Source organism: Arthrobacter sp. NPDC080073 (assembly GCF_040686575.1).
In the GTDB taxonomy this organism is placed as follows: domain Bacteria; phylum Actinomycetota; class Actinomycetes; order Actinomycetales; family Micrococcaceae; genus Arthrobacter.
On record NZ_JBFBKR010000004.1, the window covers coordinates 151,469 to 167,155 of the forward strand.

16 protein-coding genes are annotated in these 15,687 nt (G+C 65.1%); 8 read left to right on the forward strand and 8 right to left on the reverse strand.

The genetic code is table 11. The features are described from left to right. Positions 1-69: 69 nt before the first annotated feature. The 6 genes from AB0O52_RS06785 to asd all read left to right on the forward strand — a co-directional run bounded on the left by AB0O52_RS06785 (position 70) and on the right by asd (position 6,206). A complete protein-coding gene (locus AB0O52_RS06785) occupies positions 70-2,319 on the forward strand; it encodes an RNA degradosome polyphosphate kinase (RefSeq protein ID WP_364535166.1) in 2,250 nt (749 codons plus the stop codon). Between the two features lie 11 nt (positions 2,320-2,330). Beyond that, positions 2,331-3,299: an NUDIX hydrolase gene (locus AB0O52_RS06790; protein ID WP_364535169.1), complete on the forward strand. Its 969-nt coding sequence runs from the start codon at positions 2,331-2,333 to the stop codon at positions 3,297-3,299. An 18-nt stretch (positions 3,300-3,317) separates the two neighbouring features. Beyond that, on the forward strand, positions 3,318-4,121 hold the full coding sequence (locus AB0O52_RS06795; RefSeq protein ID WP_364535172.1) for a thymidylate synthase: 804 nt from the start codon (positions 3,318-3,320) through the stop codon (positions 4,119-4,121). Then, entirely contained in the window at positions 4,118-4,705 is a 588-nt protein-coding gene (locus AB0O52_RS06800; RefSeq protein WP_364535175.1) for a dihydrofolate reductase, read from the forward strand. The genes AB0O52_RS06795 and AB0O52_RS06800 overlap by 4 nt, the downstream gene beginning before the upstream one ends. A 2-nt stretch (positions 4,706-4,707) precedes the next feature. Next, on the forward strand, positions 4,708-4,932 hold the full coding sequence (locus AB0O52_RS06805) for an NF038396 family protein (protein WP_236812320.1): 225 nt from the start codon (positions 4,708-4,710) through the stop codon (positions 4,930-4,932). A gap of 119 nt (positions 4,933-5,051) precedes the next feature. Next, positions 5,052-6,206, forward strand: a complete 1,155-nt coding sequence (gene asd, locus AB0O52_RS06810; protein ID WP_364535178.1) for an aspartate-semialdehyde dehydrogenase — start codon at positions 5,052-5,054, stop codon at positions 6,204-6,206. Positions 6,207-6,247: 41 nt separating this feature from the next. Here the strand turns inward: asd and AB0O52_RS06815 are convergent, their stop codons facing one another. Then, entirely contained in the window at positions 6,248-7,366 is a 1,119-nt protein-coding gene (locus AB0O52_RS06815; protein ID WP_364535181.1) for a winged helix DNA-binding domain-containing protein, read from the reverse strand. 109 nt (positions 7,367-7,475) lie between these two features. On the opposite strand from AB0O52_RS06815, the gene AB0O52_RS06820 reads away from it, so the two are divergent. Then, the gene (locus AB0O52_RS06820; RefSeq protein WP_364535184.1) at positions 7,476-7,946 is read left to right on the forward strand and encodes a hypothetical protein; all 471 of its coding nucleotides are present in this window, start codon (positions 7,476-7,478) and stop codon (positions 7,944-7,946) included. An 8-nt stretch (positions 7,947-7,954) separates the two neighbouring features. Here the strand turns inward: AB0O52_RS06820 and AB0O52_RS06825 are convergent, their stop codons facing one another. The 7 genes from AB0O52_RS06825 to AB0O52_RS06855 form a co-directional block, all read right to left on the reverse strand. Further along, a complete protein-coding gene (locus tag AB0O52_RS06825; protein WP_364535187.1) occupies positions 7,955-9,022 on the reverse strand; it encodes a UDP-N-acetylmuramate dehydrogenase in 1,068 nt (355 codons plus the stop codon). A 69-nt stretch (positions 9,023-9,091) separates the two neighbouring features. Beyond that, positions 9,092-10,402 carry an MFS transporter gene (locus AB0O52_RS06830; RefSeq protein WP_364535189.1) on the reverse strand — a complete coding sequence of 437 codons (1,311 nt, stop codon included), beginning with the start codon at positions 10,400-10,402 and terminating at the stop codon, positions 9,092-9,094. Further along, the gene (locus AB0O52_RS06835; RefSeq protein WP_364535192.1) at positions 10,399-10,836 is read right to left on the reverse strand and encodes a MaoC family dehydratase; all 438 of its coding nucleotides are present in this window, start codon (positions 10,834-10,836) and stop codon (positions 10,399-10,401) included. Before AB0O52_RS06835 ends, AB0O52_RS06830 begins: the two co-directional genes overlap by 4 nt. 2 nt (positions 10,837-10,838) lie before the next feature. Continuing rightward, positions 10,839-11,300 (reverse strand): MaoC family dehydratase N-terminal domain-containing protein, encoded by a 462-nt coding sequence (locus AB0O52_RS06840; protein ID WP_364535195.1) that lies wholly within the window; start codon positions 11,298-11,300, stop codon positions 10,839-10,841. A 55-nt stretch (positions 11,301-11,355) separates the two neighbouring features. Then, positions 11,356-12,861, reverse strand: a complete 1,506-nt coding sequence (locus tag AB0O52_RS06845) for an FAD-dependent monooxygenase (RefSeq protein WP_364535198.1) — start codon at positions 12,859-12,861, stop codon at positions 11,356-11,358. A 10-nt stretch (positions 12,862-12,871) separates the two neighbouring features. Next, complete coding sequence (locus AB0O52_RS06850; RefSeq protein WP_364535201.1) at positions 12,872-13,096, reverse strand: DUF3188 domain-containing protein; 225 nt, start codon at positions 13,094-13,096, stop codon at positions 12,872-12,874. Positions 13,097-13,359: 263 nt separating this feature from the next. Beyond that, positions 13,360-14,223: a CoA ester lyase gene (locus tag AB0O52_RS06855; protein ID WP_364535204.1), complete on the reverse strand. Its 864-nt coding sequence runs from the start codon at positions 14,221-14,223 to the stop codon at positions 13,360-13,362. A gap of 415 nt (positions 14,224-14,638) precedes the next feature. Between AB0O52_RS06855 and AB0O52_RS06860 the strand changes: the two genes are divergently transcribed. Further along, positions 14,639-15,685 (forward strand): ABC transporter substrate-binding protein, encoded by a 1,047-nt coding sequence (locus AB0O52_RS06860; protein ID WP_364535207.1) that lies wholly within the window; start codon positions 14,639-14,641, stop codon positions 15,683-15,685. The last annotated feature ends 2 nt before the right edge of the window (positions 15,686-15,687 follow it).

Here is a 15,687-nt window from a genome sequence, read left to right on the forward strand (position 1 = left end):
TCTAGGATTCCGGCACGTGGAATCCTTGTAGGGTTGAATCAAACCCCGCGCTGAACGAAGGAGAGCCCGATGAATCCGGACCCGGTCGGAACCACCAAAACCGAGGTCAAGGGCGCAACCTTGCCTCCCCGCTTCGGATCTTCCGAAGTCCCGGCTGCGCGGGCAACCCAGGACCGCATCGACATTCCCGAGTTTGCGCCCTCCCTTGAGCCCGAAGGCGACATCACTCCGGACCGCTTCCTGGACCGCGAGCTGAGCTGGCTCGCATTCAACTCCCGGGTTCTTGAGCTCGCGGAGGATCCGGATCTTTTCCTGCTGGAGCGGGTCAATTTCCTCTCCATCTTCGCCTCGAACCTGGATGAATTCTTCATGGTCCGGGTTGCGGGCTTGAAGCGCCGCATCGCCACCGGACTTGCGGTGCCTTCCCCCGCCGGGCTGAGCCCGATCGAAGTCCTGGAGCAGATCGGCGATGCCGCCCGGAAGCTGCAGGAACGCCACGCACGCGTGTTTGCCGAGCAGATCCGCCCGGCTTTGGCCTATGAGCACATCCACCTCATGCGCTGGGACGAACTCGACGACGAGGCCCAGCACCGCTTGAGCATCATGTTCGGCGAGAAGGTCTTCCCGATCCTCACCCCGCTCGCCGTCGATCCTGCCCACCCCTTCCCGTATATCTCCGGCCTTTCCCTCAACTTGGCCGTGATTGTCCGCAACCCCGTGAGCGACAAGGAACTCTTCGCCCGCGTCAAGGTGCCGGACCAGTTGCCGCGGCTCGTCTCGATCGACGGACCGCGCGCCGGCGCGGTCCCGGGCCGCGTGGCACGATTCATCGCGCTCGAAGAGGTCATCGCGGTGCATCTGGACAAGCTCTTCCCCGGAATGGAAGTCATGGAGCACCACTCCTTCCGCGTCACCCGCAACGAGGACGTGGAAGTTGAAGAGGACGACGCCGAGAACCTCCTGCAGGCGCTTGAAAAAGAACTGCTGCGCCGCCGCTTCGGCCCGCCCGTCCGGCTTGAGGTCACCACGGACATCAACCCGAACATCCGTGCGCTCCTGGTGCGCGAACTCGGCGTCGAGGAATCCGAGGTCTACTCCGTTCCGGCTCCCCTGGACCTCCGGGGCCTGTCGGTCATCGGCGGAATCGACCGCGCCGACCTCCACTATCCGAAGCACGTGCCCCACACCTCGCGGTACTTGAACGAATCCGAGACGTCCAAGGCCGCCAACGTCTTCGCGGCGATGCGTCGCCGCGACATCCTGCTGCACCACCCGTACGACTCGTTCTCGACGTCGGTCCAGGCCTTCCTGGAGCAGGCGGCGGCCGACCCCAAGGTCCAGGCCATCAAGCAGACCCTGTACCGCACCTCCGGCGATTCCCCCATCGTGGACGCGCTGATCGACGCCGCCGAGGCCGGCAAGCAGGTCCTGGCCCTCGTGGAGATCAAGGCCCGCTTTGACGAGCAGGCCAACATCTCCTGGGCCCGCAAACTGGAGCAGGCCGGCGTGCATGTGGTGTACGGCATCGTGGGACTCAAGACGCACTGCAAGTTGTCCCTGGTTGTCCGCCAGGAAGTGGATGGCCTCCGCAGGTACTGCCATATCGGCACCGGCAACTACCACCCGCGGACGGCCCGCTACTACGAGGACCTTGGCCTGCTGACCTCCAATGAGCAGGTGGGCGAGGACCTGTCCAAGCTCTTCAACCAGCTCTCCGGATACGCCCCCAAGTCGACCTTCAAGCGGCTCCTCGTGGCGCCGCGTTCCGTGCGGTCCGGGCTGATCGACAGGATCGAGACCGAGATCCGCAACGCCCGCGCGGGAATTGCCGCCAAGGTGCAGATCAAGGTCAACTCCATGGTCGACGAGGCCACCATCGATGCCCTCTACCGGGCATCACAGGCCGGGGTGAAGGTTGACGTCATTGTCCGTGGCATCTGCTCGCTGCGCCCGGGAGTGCCTGGGCTGAGCGAGAACATCACGGTCCGCTCCGTCCTGGGCCGCTTCCTGGAGCACTCGCGGGTGTTTGCCTTCGCCAATGCCAACGATCCCGTGGTCTACATCGGCTCCGCGGACATGATGCACCGCAACCTCGACCGCCGGGTCGAGGCCTTGGTGCAGCTCTCCAGCCGCGAAGACACAGCCGAGGTCATGGACCTGCTGCGCCGTTACATGGACCCCGGCACTGCCAGCTGGCACCTCGACAACCAAGGCCAATGGACCAGGTTCCACCGGGCCGAAGACGGCACGCCGCTGTTGGACATCCAGTCCTGGCTGCTTGCCTCCCGGTCCCGCCAACGTGCAGTTGCCCGGCGGTAGGCAGCAAAAAGTTGAAGAGCGATACACCTGTTGCAGACCAGACGGACCATCCCGGGGAGCCGATCGCCGTCACGGCGGCCGGCGCCATTCCCTGGCGCGTCACCAAGGGCGCCCTTGAGGTCCTGCTGATCCATCGGCCGAAGTACGACGACTGGTCCTGGCCCAAGGGCAAGCTCGACGCCGGGGAAACCATCCCGGAGTGCGCCGTCCGCGAGATCAGGGAAGAAATCGGCCTCAAAGCCGCCCTCGGCATCCCCCTTCCTCCGACGCACTACCACGTGGCGGCCGGGCTGAAGGTCGTTCACTATTGGGCCACCCAGGTCAATGGGTCCGTCATCAAGCCGGACGGCCAAGAAGTGGACGCCTACATGTGGGCCGCACCGGACAAGGCGGCACGTTTCCTGAGCAACCCGACGGATGTAGCCCCGCTCCAGGCACTGGCGAAAGCCCACCTGAATGATGAGCTGGAGACGTGGCCCCTGATTCTGGTGCGCCATGCCAAAGCCAAGCCACGATCCTCCTGGAGCAAGGCCGAAGGCAGCCGGCCGCTGGCCGTGACAGGTCTGCGGCAGGCGCTTGCCGTGGAGCGGCTACTGGGCGTCTGGAAGCCCATGCGGATCGTGAGCAGTCCCTGGGCGAGGTGCGTATCCACTATCGCGCCCTACGCCAAGTCAGCCGGTGCCAAGGTGAAACTTGTGGATGCCTTGACCGAGCACAACCACCAGCGGAGCCCGAAGAAGACGTCCGCCGTCGTCGAGGGCTTGTTCGACAAGCAGCGCGGGGTTGCGCTGTGCACCCACAGGCCGGCACTCCCCACCGTCTTGAAGACGCTCGGCGAGCGCATGGGTGCCGAGCTTCGCGAGATGCTGCCTGCCCAGGATCCGTACCTGGCACCTGGCGAGATGATCGTGTGCCATGTGGCCCGCGGAAACGGCCAGCGGGTCGTGGCCGTGGAACAGATCAAGCCCTTCGACGACTGACTCCAGTAAGCTGGGTGCGTGAGCATCCCAACCCCATATGAAGACCTCCTGCGTGACGTCATGGCCAACGGCACGCATAAGTCGGACCGCACGGGCACCGGCACGCGGAGCGTTTTCGGCCGCCAGTTGCGCTTCGATTTGAGCCAGGGTTTCCCGCTCATAACCACCAAGCGGGTGCACTTCAAATCGCTCGCGCTGGAGCTCTTGTGGTTCCTCCGCGGCGAGTCGAACGTGAAGTGGCTCCAGGAGCAGGGTGTCACCATCTGGGATGAATGGGCGGACGCCGACGGCGAACTCGGCCCGGTGTACGGCGTGCAGTGGCGCAGCTGGCCGACCCCCGATGGCGGGCACATTGACCAGATCGCCGAGCTCATGAAGGGCCTGGCCGCCAACCCGGATTCCCGCCGCCACATCGTCTCGGCATGGAACGTGTCCGAGATCAAGGACATGGCCTTGCCGCCGTGCCACGCGTTCTTCCAGTTCTACGTTGCCGACGGCAAGTTGTCCTGCCAGTTGTACCAGCGTTCAGCAGACATGTTCTTGGGCGTTCCTTTCAACATCGCTTCCTATGCGCTTCTGACCTGCATGGTGGCCCAGCAGCTGGGCCTTGAGCCCGGCGATTTCGTCTGGACCGGCGGGGACGTCCACGTCTACGACAACCACGTCGAGCAAGTCAGAGAGCAGCTCTCCCGGGAGCCTTACGAGTACCCCCAACTGCGCTTCGCCCGCAAGCCGGACTCGATCTTCGACTACACCTTCGAGGACTTCGAAGTAGTCGGCTACCGCCACCACCCCTCGATCAAGGCGCCGGTGGCAGTATGAGCACCGAAGAAACCGGCCCGGGCGCCGAGGCGTTCAGCGAGGGCATCGCGGCGGGCATGACCGGAATCGGCTTGATCTGGGCGCAAACCACCTCAGGCGTCATCGGCAAGGACGGCGATATGCCGTGGCACCTGCCCGAAGACCTGAAGCACTTCAACAAGGTCACCAGCGGCCATCCCGTGATCATGGGTCGCAAGACCTGGGAGTCCTTCCCGGATAAGTACCGTCCGCTGCCCAACCGCACGAACATCGTCATCACCCGGCAGGAAGGCTGGGGCAGCACGCCTGGCGCGGAAGGCGCCGTCGTCGTCAATTCCATGGACACCGCGCTGCTCGAGTCGCAGTTCGCGCCGGGCCACGAGGCGGTCTGGATCCTGGGTGGCGGCGAGATCTTCGAGCAAGCCGCGGACCTCGCAACCGCCGCCGTTGTCACCACGATCGACGTCGAGACGGACGGTGACACTTTCGCGCCGACGCTCGACGAGAAGTGGACGTTCGAGTCCGTGGTGCCAACTGAAGGCTGGCTGACCTCGAAGAACGGCACCAACTACCGGATCGCCACGTGGCGCCGGACGGAAGACTGAGAATGCTGAAGAAACCTGAGACCCTGTTCGTGCTCGGCTACATGTTGTTGCCGCTCTTCGCGCTCTTGTCCGCGATCGTTGGGCTCACCATGATCCTCGGCGGCAACAAGATCTTGGGGATCATCGTCCTGGTAGTGGTGACCCAGGTCTTCGCCTTTGGCGCGTTCTACGCCTTGCGTGCCCGCAAGGCGGCCCTGCTGGAGGAACCCGACTCCTCCCCCAAGTAACTCGCACTAGGTGTCGTTTTGGGGCGTCAAAACGACACCTACTGCCAGTCAGTTGGGTCCGGGTCACCTCGTGACGTAACCGACAGCGGCCGGGAGCCGCGAAAGTCTAGACTGGTCCAATGACTACAGCAGCTAATCCGTCCGTTGGACTGGTCGGTTGGCGTGGCATGGTCGGCTCCGTCCTGATGCAGCGCATGCAGGAAGAGGGCGACTTCGCCAACATCAACCCGGTATTTTTCTCCACCTCGAACGCAGGAGGTGCCTCGCCGTCATTCGCTGGTACAGCGGAAGGCAGCGCAGGCAAGCTCGAGAACGCGTTCGACATTGAGACTCTTGCCAAGCTGCCGATTATTGTCACTGCCCAGGGCGGCGACTACACGAAGCAGGTCCACGGCGAGCTGCGCAGCCGTGGCTGGGACGGGCTATGGATCGATGCCGCGTCCACGCTGCGCATGAACGAGGACTCCATCATCGTGCTGGACCCCATCAACCGCGACGTCATCGACGCAGGCTTGTCCGGCGGCGTGAAGGACTACATCGGCGGCAACTGCACGGTGTCCTGCATGCTCATGGGGCTTGGTGGCCTGTTCAAGAACAACCTGGTCGAGTGGGGTACCTCCATGACCTACCAGGCGGCCTCGGGCGGCGGTGCCCGCCACATGCGCGAACTGCTCAACCAGTTCGGCACCCTCAACAACGAAGTCAGCAGCGAACTGGACGATCCGGCGTCGGCGATCCTGGAAATCGACCGCAAGGTCCTGGCGACCCAGCGCTCCGGCGTCGACGCCACCCAGTTCGGCGTCCCGCTGGCCGGTTCCCTGATCCCCTGGATCGACGCCGACCTCGGCAACGGCCAGTCCAAGGAAGAGTGGAAGGCAGGGGTGGAAACCAACAAGATCCTCGGCACGGGCAACGGAAAGCCCGGCAAGGACCACGTGGTGATGGACGGCCTTTGCGTCCGTATCGGCGCCATGCGCTCCCACTCCCAGGCACTGACGCTCAAGCTGCGCGAGGACTTGTCCGTCGCCGAAATCGAAAAGCTGCTGGACGCTGACAACGAGTGGTCCAAGGTTGTGCCCAACACCAAGGAAGCCTCCATGGCGGACCTCACCCCGGTTGCTGCCTCCGGCACTTTGGAGATCCCCGTGGGCCGTATCCGCAAGCTTGAGATGGGCCCGGAATACATCAGCGCCTTCACCGTGGGCGACCAGCTTCTCTGGGGCGCTGCCGAGCCGCTGCGCCGCATGTTGAAGATCGCCACGGGCAACCTCTAGGACTCGTTGCTTTTAAACAACTGACTCGCAGTTGGGTGCCCTCAACTCTCCATGAACCGAAGGTACTTTGCTGCCTGGAGTTCGAAGGACCGCTTGGCTGCCGGAGCCAGGCCTTCCGGGGCGAACGGTTCGGGCACGACGACGGCGCTCCGGCCGGTGCCGCTGCGGGACCACGTGCCCACCACCTCGCCGCCGGACACGATCATCCGCTTGAAGACCCCGTTGCCGCCCGGAACGACCTTCTGGAAATGCTCCTGTGGCAGGACAAGGCTGCGGTCCGCATACCCGAGCAGGAATTCATCGAATCCCGGCAAGGCGAGGACCGTCCGTGAGCCGGGGACGCCGTCGTCGAGCAGTGCCGCCGTCTCGGGCGACAGCCAATAGGACGTTTCCCGGAAGACGAGCTCCACGAGTTGGCCGCGGATAGCCTCGTGGGCTGCGCGGACCTCGGCTTTGGGGATCTGGGTCCACCACGCGAAGTCCAAGAGCGTGGCCGGTCCGTGGCTGCGTATATACCTGAGCAGGAATTCGGCAATCCCTTCTTCCCTGCTCAGCATCGCGGATTCCGGAATCCACTCATCGAAGGGCACGAAAAGTTGCTGTCCAAGGGCTTTGCCCGCTGTGCCGGCCGGGGGCCCTTGGACCAGCCAGGCGTTCTGGCACAGAATCCAAAGCAAATGGATGCCGCGTTGGGCCGCGGTCACTTGGCCCGCGGATTCGAAGATCTTAAAAAGCTCCTCGCGCGTGGCGCCGGGGCTGCCCGCGACGCGTTCAAGCGCAAGGTCCCGGCACGTTGCGATGTCTGCTTCGTCGATGCCGAGTTCCCGGTGCCGCGCGGCCACCGAACGCATGGATCGTTCGGTGGTGATGGCCAGGATCCAGCGCAAGTCCCGTGGTGGCACCAGGTGCAGCGTTCCCCGCATAGGCCAGGACCGGACCACTGTGCCGTTCTCCAGCGCCTCCAATACCTTCGAGAGGCCGGAACCAGGAACCCGCTGCCCCACGGCCCAGAACGCCGAGGCCAGGTCCTGGGCCTGCATGGCGCCCATCCTGGAAACGCATTCGGCGGGGCTACTGAAACCCCCAAGCAATCCTTGGCTCGCAAGGCGCAGCCTGCCCATGACTTTGGGAGTGACGCTGATCTTAGCCGAAGCTGCCATGGCCCCATCATAGGGCGCACGGCGGACAGCTTCGGTCCTCCATAGCACGGGAGAAGAACTCCCACTCCGCTCACAGGGGCCTTCCAGCGGGCCCACCTACGCTAGGGGAATGCTGTTCGGTGAGTTAGGTCCGCTGCTGCGGCCGCTCAGCCGGCGGTTAGCGGCCGCTGGTTGGTGCGCCGCCGCCGTCGGGCTTGTCTGCGGCCTGGCAATAGCTGTTGGCGCGGGGGTGCGATTGTCCCCGTCGATGCAGACTGTCCAGGAAGTGGGACTCGCCGCTACCGGCGCCGCGGCCCTCCTCCTTGGCCTTGCTACCGCATGCCAGCCACCGTCCGACCGGGACCTCGACGATACCGAATCGGCGTTCCAGACAGGCGCGGGCGATCACGTGCGCAGCTTCCTGCTCGCAGCCATCGTCATGCTCCTGGGCGTGGCAGGCTTCGCGGCAGCCGGCTGGATTTCGCCTGGCGGTCCGTCGCCGCAGAGCATAGCGTTCAGCCAGATCTTCCTCCTGGGGGCCGCCAGTTGCGGGCTGACGTTCCTGCTGCTCAACAAGGTCCTTCCGACCGGAAAGCGCTGAGCGCCCTCCTACAGGGCCAGACCGATCAACAGCGGCTCCGGGTGCAGTTCAATGCCAAAACGCTCGACGACGCCGCGACGCACCTCGCGGGCGATCGCCACCATGTCCTCCGCGCTGGCTCCTCCCCGGTTGGTGATAGCCAGGGTGTGTTTGGTGGACAGCGAGGCGCGGCCGCCGGAGACGCTTTCGGGTTCGAGTCCGAAGCCCTTTCCGAAGCCGGCCTGGTCGATCAGCCAGGCCGCAGACAGCTTGACGAGGCCATCGTTTCCGGCCGGGTACTGCGGCGCTCCCTCGGGCAGCGCTGCCGCCGCTGTGGCCGGCACAATCGGGTTGGTGAAAAAGGAACCCGTGGAATACGTGTCCCTGTCCGAAGCGTCCAGGACCATGCCCTTGGAGGCACGCAGCCGCAGGACTTCACGCCGGACGTCGTTGGAATACGCGCGCTTCCCGGCTTCGACCCCGAGGGACCGGGCCAGCTCCGCGTACCGGATGGGCGCGCTCATGCGTCCAAGCGGCAGCTGGAATTCAACCGTCAACACCACGTAGCGCGGTGAGCCCTCGGTGGTGGTCTGTTTGAGGATGGAGTCCCGGTAGCCGAACTTGAGCTCGGAGTTGGTGAAGGTTTGAACGGCGTTGCGTTCGCGGTCCCAGGTACGCACTGCGGCGATGGTCTGGGAGACGTCGGCACCATAGGCGCCCACATTCTGCACAGGAGTGGCGCCCGTGGCGCCCGGGATGCCTGAGAGGGCTTCCAGCCCGGACCACGCGTGCAGCACGGAGTGCTCCACGAGGGCATCCCAATTGTGACCGGCCTGGACCACCACAGAGACCCCTCCGCAGCTATCCTCCGAGTTCACGGTGAAGCCTTGCGAGGCGATCTTGAGGACGGTGCCCGGATATCCGGCGTCGGAGATCAGAAGGTTGGATCCCCCACCGATGATGAGCAGTTTCTCGCCCGCGGCATCCGCCGAGCGGACGGCGTCGATGATTTCCCCTTCGGTGCGGGCCTCCACCAAGGTGCCGGCAGGCCCACCAACGGCGGCCGTGGTCAGTTCGGAAAGCATCGTCTGGGTCACCAAACAAGCCTAGCGGGGATTGCCTGCCCTGGCCGACTCAGGGGCGCGCCGACTCACGGGCGCCCCGACTCAGGGGCGCGCCAGCTCAGGGGCGCGCTTCCGCGAGACGGGCGCCAGGAAGAAGCTTGCTACGAGCAGGACCAGGACGGCGAGCAAGGAATGCAGGATGCCGAAGTGCTCCGCCAGCAGTCCCAACAGCGGCGGACCGCAAAGGAACGCCCCATAGCCGATCGTGGAGACCACAGAAACCCGGGCCGCTGCGTGGGCCGGATCGTCCGCGGCAGCGGACATGCCCACCGGGAACCCCAAAGAAGCACCCAGGCCCCAAAGGGCCAGTGCCGCAAAGGCGAGCCACGGTACCGGGGAGAAGACAAAGAGTGCCAGCCCCACCACGGCCGTGGCCGAGCACCAGCGCATTACAGGCACGCGTCCGAAGCGGTCCAGGACCACGGTCCCGGCAAAGCGGCCCACAGTCATGAACGTCACGAAGATTCCATAGCCGATGGCTCCGGCGGCATCGGATTGACCGTGGCCGTCGGCCAAGGCCAAGGCCACCCAGTCCCCCGCCGCGCCCTCAGCCAAGGCGAGCCCCAGGACGAGCAATCCAAGCAGGAGGGTCCGGCGTTCGCGCCACGCCCGCGCCACCATGCGCTTGCTGTCCAATGGTTCGGCCGGTCCCTGCTTGCCGGGCCGGATGATGGGCAAGGGACCGGTTGAAGGATCTTCAAAGGTGTCCGTTTTTCCGGGTTTGAAGGCCTTTGCGGGCGCTACCGGCGTCGAGTCCGCACGGAACCATGCAGTTGCTGTCACCACCGAGACCGCGACCACCACGCCGGCCGCAGCCAGATGCCAGAAGACCGGCAGTCCCGCGGCAGCGGCCCAAGCGCCGAGCCCTGCGCCCGCAACGGTGCCGAGGCTGAAGGATCCGTGGAGACGGGGCATGATGTGCCGCTCAAGGGCGCGTTCAAGCGACGCTCCCTCTACGTTGGATGCCGTGTTCCAGCTGGCCGTGCCGAGCCCGATCACCATGAGTCCAAGCGCCACCACCACGGGGTTGGCCAGCACGGACGTGCCAAAACCGGCCACCGCCAGGCCGAGGCCCACCATGGCGCCGCCAATCCGCGTGGTCAGTCGTGATCCGAGCCGGATCACGATCATCCCGGACGCGGACACCGAGAGGAACGATGCCACCGTCATGCACATGAGCAGGAGGCCAACCGTGCCGGGCGTCAGGTTCAGGCCATCGCGGATCGCGGGCAAGCGGGAGACCCAGGACGAGAAGGCCAGGCCGCTGGCGCCGTACGCGGCCACCACAGCATTGCGCCACCGCGACAATTCCGCCGCGGTGGCGCGAGGTGCTGATTGTTGCAGCCTGCTCAAGCGAGCTTCACAACGGCCTGGGACTTCATGAGGACCTTCTGGCCGGCAAAGGTGACGGTCAGGTCAATGCGCGCGGTGCGGGCTTCGGCGTCGAGCGCTCCCACCACTCCGGCAACCTCGATCACGGCGCCGGGCTCGCTGGTACCGGTGGTGTCGGCGACCAGCACCGGTTTGGTGAAGCGCGTCTGGTAGTCGACGACGGCGGCGGGGTCGCCGGCCCAGTCGCTCACCAATTGCACGGCGGAGCCCATGGTGAACATGCCGTGGGCGATGACTCCGGGAAGTTCGACGCTGGTGGCGAAGGATTCGTTCCAGTGGATCGGGTTGAAGTCGCCGGATGCGCCGGCGTACTTGACCAGGTCCTGGCGCGTGACCTCGATGCTGCGGGTGCCGATTCCCTGACCGACGGCGAGTTCTTCAAGTTTCAAGCTCATGGTTACTGTCCCTCTCCGCGGACCAGGATGGACGAAGTGGTGGTGGCGACCCTCTCGTGCTGGTTGTCCTCGCGGACCGCGAAGATTTCCGAACGCGTGGTGATCATGGCCCCGCCGCCCATGGCGCGGACGCCGTCGACGTGCAGTTCGGCCCGCAACCGATCCCCGGCAACGATCGGGCGGTGGTGCGTGAAGCGCTGGTCGGCGTGCACTACGCGGCTGAAGTCGATCCCGGAATCGGGGTCCTCGATCAGCTGCGCATCGGCCCGCTGGGCGACAATGATGGCGAAGGTCGGCGGGGCGACGAGGTCGCTGTGGCCCAGGGCCTTGGCGGCTTCGACGTCGAAGTGGGCGGGATGGGTGGCCTTCACGGCCCGGGCGAACTCCCGGATCTTTTCGCGGCCGACGTCGTACACCTCTGCGGCAGGGTAGCTGCGGCCCTGCAAATCCGGGTTAATAGTCATGCTCCAACCCTATCGGCCCGGGACGTGTCTCCGGATTAGCGTCGACGCCGGGCCGCTACCCCGCGGCAGGCGGTCCGAACCATCGGCTCAGCGCGACGTCGAGGCCCAGCCGGGTTCGGTCTCCCACCCAGGCCACGTATCCGTCGGGCCGGATCAATACGGCGGCGGGAGGAGTGACCGCGCCGAGTGCCGGGAGCTCCCAGGTCCCGGTGTATGTGGCGTCAATCAGCTGAACGCGGTCCGCCCACGGCATGATGTCGATGCCGCCCGGCTCGCCAAGGTTGAGGAGCACCGGCCGGGCGTCGTGCAGCAGCGTGAAGACACGCAGCGGACCGCTTGGGGTGGCGAGGTCGAGATCGGGCATGCGGCGTCCGAGCAGCGGGTGCCCCTCGCCGACGTCGTAATGCACATCGAGGCCGGACTGCATCGCGGCGTAGCGCTTGCGCGGTTCCTCCATGCCGAGGAGTTCGACAATGACCTCGCCCACGGCTTTCGTGCGTTCGTCCGGCCGGCGAAGCGCGACACTCGCCATCGTGTTGCGCAGCACGCGGGCGGCCACCGGGTGGCGCTCGGCGTGGTAGGTGTCGAGGAGGCTTTCAGGCGATGCCCGCTTGAGAACCTGGGCCAGCTTCCATCCCAGGTTCACGGCATCCTGCACACCGGTATTGAGGCCCTGTCCACCGTCCGGGGCATGCACGTGTGCGGCGTCGCCGGCGAGCAGGACCCGCCTGTCGCGGTAACTCGCGGCCTGCCGGGTCATGTCGGTGAACCTGGAGATCCAGATGGGACTGTGGATCCCGTAATCCGTCCCGCAAACGGCGATGAGCGCCTCGCTCAAGTCTTGGAGGGTGGGTTCGGTGGCGGGTCCCACGTGCTGTTCGGTCACCATGACTCCGACGGGCCCGCCATCCGCGTAGACCACCTTGCCGTCGAGAATCTTGTACTCCAACTTGCCGAAGGAGTGGATGCCGAAAGGATTGGTGTGGACGCCCAAGGGCGGCTGCTCGGCCATCTCCACTTGGGCGATCAGGGCGCTCGTGGTCGGATCCCACCCGGGGAATTCGATTCCGGCCGCCTTACGGACCAGGCTGCGGCCGCCGTCGCACCCGACAAGGTATTCCGCGCGCAGCGCCTGGTCGGCGGACAGCTCGACGTCGACGCCGGTCTGGTCCTGCGCGAATCCGGTCACCTCGCGTCCGTAATAGATCGGCACCGCCAGCTCGGCAACCCAGCCTGCCAGGATGCGCTCGATGTGGTTCTGCCACAGCCCGAGCCCGTAGTTGTGCCGGGTGGGAAAGTCGCTGATGTCAAAACGGACGCCGCCGAACCCGGCGACCTGGGCCACCTGCCCCTCGGACAGGAACCGATCAGCGATTCCGCGCTGATCGAGGATCTCGATGGTGCGTGAGTGCAGACCACCTGCGCGTGAGCCGGCGAGGTCCTGGTTTGGACGCCGCTCGACAATCGCGACGTCGACGCCGGCCAATGCCAACTCGCCCGCCAGCATCAGCCCAGTGGGGCCACCTCCGGCGATCACCACCGCATGCTGGGTCATCGCCATGCTCCGCAGGCTACTTCTTCAAGCCCTTGCGGACCTGCTGTCCGCGTACCACCATGCCCACGACATGCAGGACCAGGCCGAGGCCGATCACGAACAACGACGTCAGCGCAAGGCCTTGGTTATGGGAAGTGTTGCCGATGATCGTGAGGATGATCCCGACGGCGATAAGCCCCATCGCGCCGAAAACCAGCGTCTTGTAGGTGGTGGAAGCAGTAGCCCAGAATTCGTTCAGCACCACCCAAGTTTAGGGCACTTGGCAGAACAGCGGGTCCTGCAGGGCCGGAAACCCGACAAACCTACCGACCCTCGCTCAGCTATGACCGCCTTTCCGCAAACCCCCGCTCACCTATGGCCCGCTTTCCTCAAACCCTCGCTCAGATGATCTGCAGGAGGATCCCGTCGTTTGGGCTTGTTTGTGAGCTAGCGTCATGAAAAAGCCGGACATATGTGAGCGAGCGTCGGTGGGTGCCCCTACGTCGGCGGGTGTGACGTGTGCCCTTACAGGGAGGGCTGGACTCCGAAGGCCACGGCGAGCTTCATGATCTTTTCGGCGCGGCCGAGGCGCGGAAGGTCCGAACCGTCGCGGATGACCCTGCCGTTGGCTTCGAAGTCGTTCATGAAGTCGGTGGCCCAGGCGACGTCCGACGGCGTGGGGCTGATGACCTCGTTGATGACCGTGGTCTGGTCGATGGCCAGGCAGAGCTTGCCGGTCATGCCCATGGTCACCGTAATGCCGGTCTGCTCGCGCAGGATCGGGTGGTTGGTGCCGACGGTCGGGCCGTCGATGGGGCCCGGCAGGTTGCCCACGCGGCTCGCGACGACGAGCTTGGCACGCGGGTAGGCCATTGCTTCAGGCGTGGCGGCCATGCCCGTGTCCCGGCGGAAGTCGCCCGAACCGAAGGCCAGGCGGAAGGCGCCCTGGGCACGGGCGATGTGGTTGGCTTCCTCGATGCCGAGGGCCGATTCCACAAGGGCGACCACCGGGGTCTTGCCGTCCATGCGGTGGAAGGACTCGGTGACCTGGTCCGCGGACTCGGTCTTGGCCAGCATGACGCCCAAGAGGCCGGGCGTGCCACGCAGGCCGGCGAGGTCGTCGGCCCAGAACGGGCTTGTGGCGTCGTTGATGCGGACCCAGGCCTGGCCGCCGCCGCGCAGCCAGTTGATGACATTGTCGCGGGCAATGTCCTTCTGGGACGGGTCCACAGCGTCCTCGATGTCAAGGATGATGGCGTCCGCGCGCGATGAGGCCGACTGGTCGAAAAGCTCTGTCTTCATGGCGTTCACGAGAAGCCAGGAGCGGGCAATGTCGGCGGGAATTTTGCGGGTGGACCGAATGGACTCGGCGGCGGTGCTAGACGTCATGTATCTACCGTATCCGGCCAGCCGCCGGGAACGCTAAGAATCGGGCGCCGGCGTGGGCATCAATACGAACAAAACAATTGTGACAGGCACACCCCCGCCCCAACTGGCTCACAGTTGTTGTCGTTATGCGCCGTCAAAACGACAACAACTGCGAGTCAGTTGGGTTTGGCGCACTTCGGGGAGCCCGCAGCGCAATGCAGCTCAACCCGGAGACGCAGTGCGAAATGAGTCCTTGCATTGCCCGGAGTTGCGCGTGCATTTCGCCGGATTTCGCCCGGTTTCCCGGCGTTTCCGGGCGTTACCGCCGGGCTTCCCCTGAGCAGTGGACATGCGCTTACATCGTTCCCACCGGCGGTTCGGTCTTCTCCTGACCGCGTCCGGAGAAACGAAATCCACTCCCCAGAAAGTAGCTCCCATGAAACTGCACCAGCCCCTGCTAAGCGTCGCGGCCGCCGTCGTACTTGCGCTGACGGTGACCGGCTGCGGCGGCAATGCCCAAGCGGGAAACCAGACAGCCGGCCAACCGGAGGTCAAGGAGCTCCGCTACCAGGGCTCGGCCAACAACGTCGGCCTCCCCGAACTGGCGGCGGACCTCGGTTACCTGGGTGACCTCAAACTCAACTGGGTAGGCAACACCATCAGCGGTCCCCAGGACATCCAGTCGGCGGCCACCAACCAGACCGACTTCGGCGGAGCGTTCGCCGGAGCCGTGGTGAAGCTGATTGAGGCAGGGGCTCCGGTGACCGCCGTCGTGAACTACTACGGCGAAGATGCGAAGACCTTCAACGGCTTCTACGTCAAGGCGGACAGCCCCATCAGAACCGCCAGGGACCTCATCGGCAAGAAGATCGGCGTCAACACCCTGGGCGCGCATTCCGAAGCCGTCATCAACACCTACCTCAGCAAGAACGGCCTCAGCCAGGACGAAATCAAGCAAGTACAACTAGTAGTGCTCGCGCCCAACGACACGGAAGAAGCCGTGCGCCGCGGCCAGGTAGACGCAGGCAGCCTGGGCGGGGTCCTGCAGGACCATGCCGTTGCCGCGGGCGGGCTGCGCTCGCTCTTCAACGACTATGAACTCTTCGGCACCTTTGCCGGCGGACAGTACGTGCTCCGCAACGACTTCATCGAAAAGAACCCCAACACGGCCCGGACTTTTGCAACCGGCGTGGCCAAGGCCATCAAGTGGGAGACCGAGACGCCGCGCGAACAAGTGATCGCACGCTTCAAGAAGATCATCGAGGCCCGCGGACGCAACGAGAGCACCGCGAACCTGCAGTACTGGAAGAGCCCCGGCGTACCCGACAACGGCGTGATCAAGGACGAGGACTTCACCCGCTGGTCCGCGTGGCTGAAGAGCTCGGGAATCGTCAAGAACGATCTCACGCCGTCGAAGTACTACACGAACAAGTTCAACGATCTCGCATCGAACTCCCCAACCCCAAGCACAGCGAAGGGATAGTG

What these genes read in the sequence shown, in the direction of transcription:
- AB0O52_RS06835 (WP_364535192.1), bottom strand. Translation starts at nt 10,836, where the DNA reads ATGAGCTTGAAACTTGAAGAACTCGCCGTCGGTCAGGGAATCGGCACC.
- AB0O52_RS06855 (WP_364535204.1), bottom strand. Translation starts at nt 14,223, where the DNA reads ATGACGTCTAGCACCGCCGCCGAGTCCATTCGGTCCACCCGCAAAATT.
- AB0O52_RS06840 (WP_364535195.1), bottom strand. Translation starts at nt 11,300, where the DNA reads ATGACTATTAACCCGGATTTGCAGGGCCGCAGCTACCCTGCCGCAGAG.
- AB0O52_RS06805 (WP_236812320.1), top strand. Translation starts at nt 4,708, where the DNA reads ATGCTGAAGAAACCTGAGACCCTGTTCGTGCTCGGCTACATGTTGTTG.
- AB0O52_RS06860 (WP_364535207.1), top strand. Translation starts at nt 14,639, where the DNA reads ATGAAACTGCACCAGCCCCTGCTAAGCGTCGCGGCCGCCGTCGTACTT.
- AB0O52_RS06845 (WP_364535198.1), bottom strand. Translation starts at nt 12,861, where the DNA reads ATGGCGATGACCCAGCATGCGGTGGTGATCGCCGGAGGTGGCCCCACT.
- AB0O52_RS06785 (WP_364535166.1), top strand. Translation starts at nt 70, where the DNA reads ATGAATCCGGACCCGGTCGGAACCACCAAAACCGAGGTCAAGGGCGCA.
- AB0O52_RS06815 (WP_364535181.1), bottom strand. Translation starts at nt 7,366, where the DNA reads ATGGCAGCTTCGGCTAAGATCAGCGTCACTCCCAAAGTCATGGGCAGG.
- AB0O52_RS06820 (WP_364535184.1), top strand. Translation starts at nt 7,476, where the DNA reads ATGCTGTTCGGTGAGTTAGGTCCGCTGCTGCGGCCGCTCAGCCGGCGG.
- asd (WP_364535178.1), top strand. Translation starts at nt 5,052, where the DNA reads ATGACTACAGCAGCTAATCCGTCCGTTGGACTGGTCGGTTGGCGTGGC.
- AB0O52_RS06800 (WP_364535175.1), top strand. Translation starts at nt 4,118, where the DNA reads ATGAGCACCGAAGAAACCGGCCCGGGCGCCGAGGCGTTCAGCGAGGGC.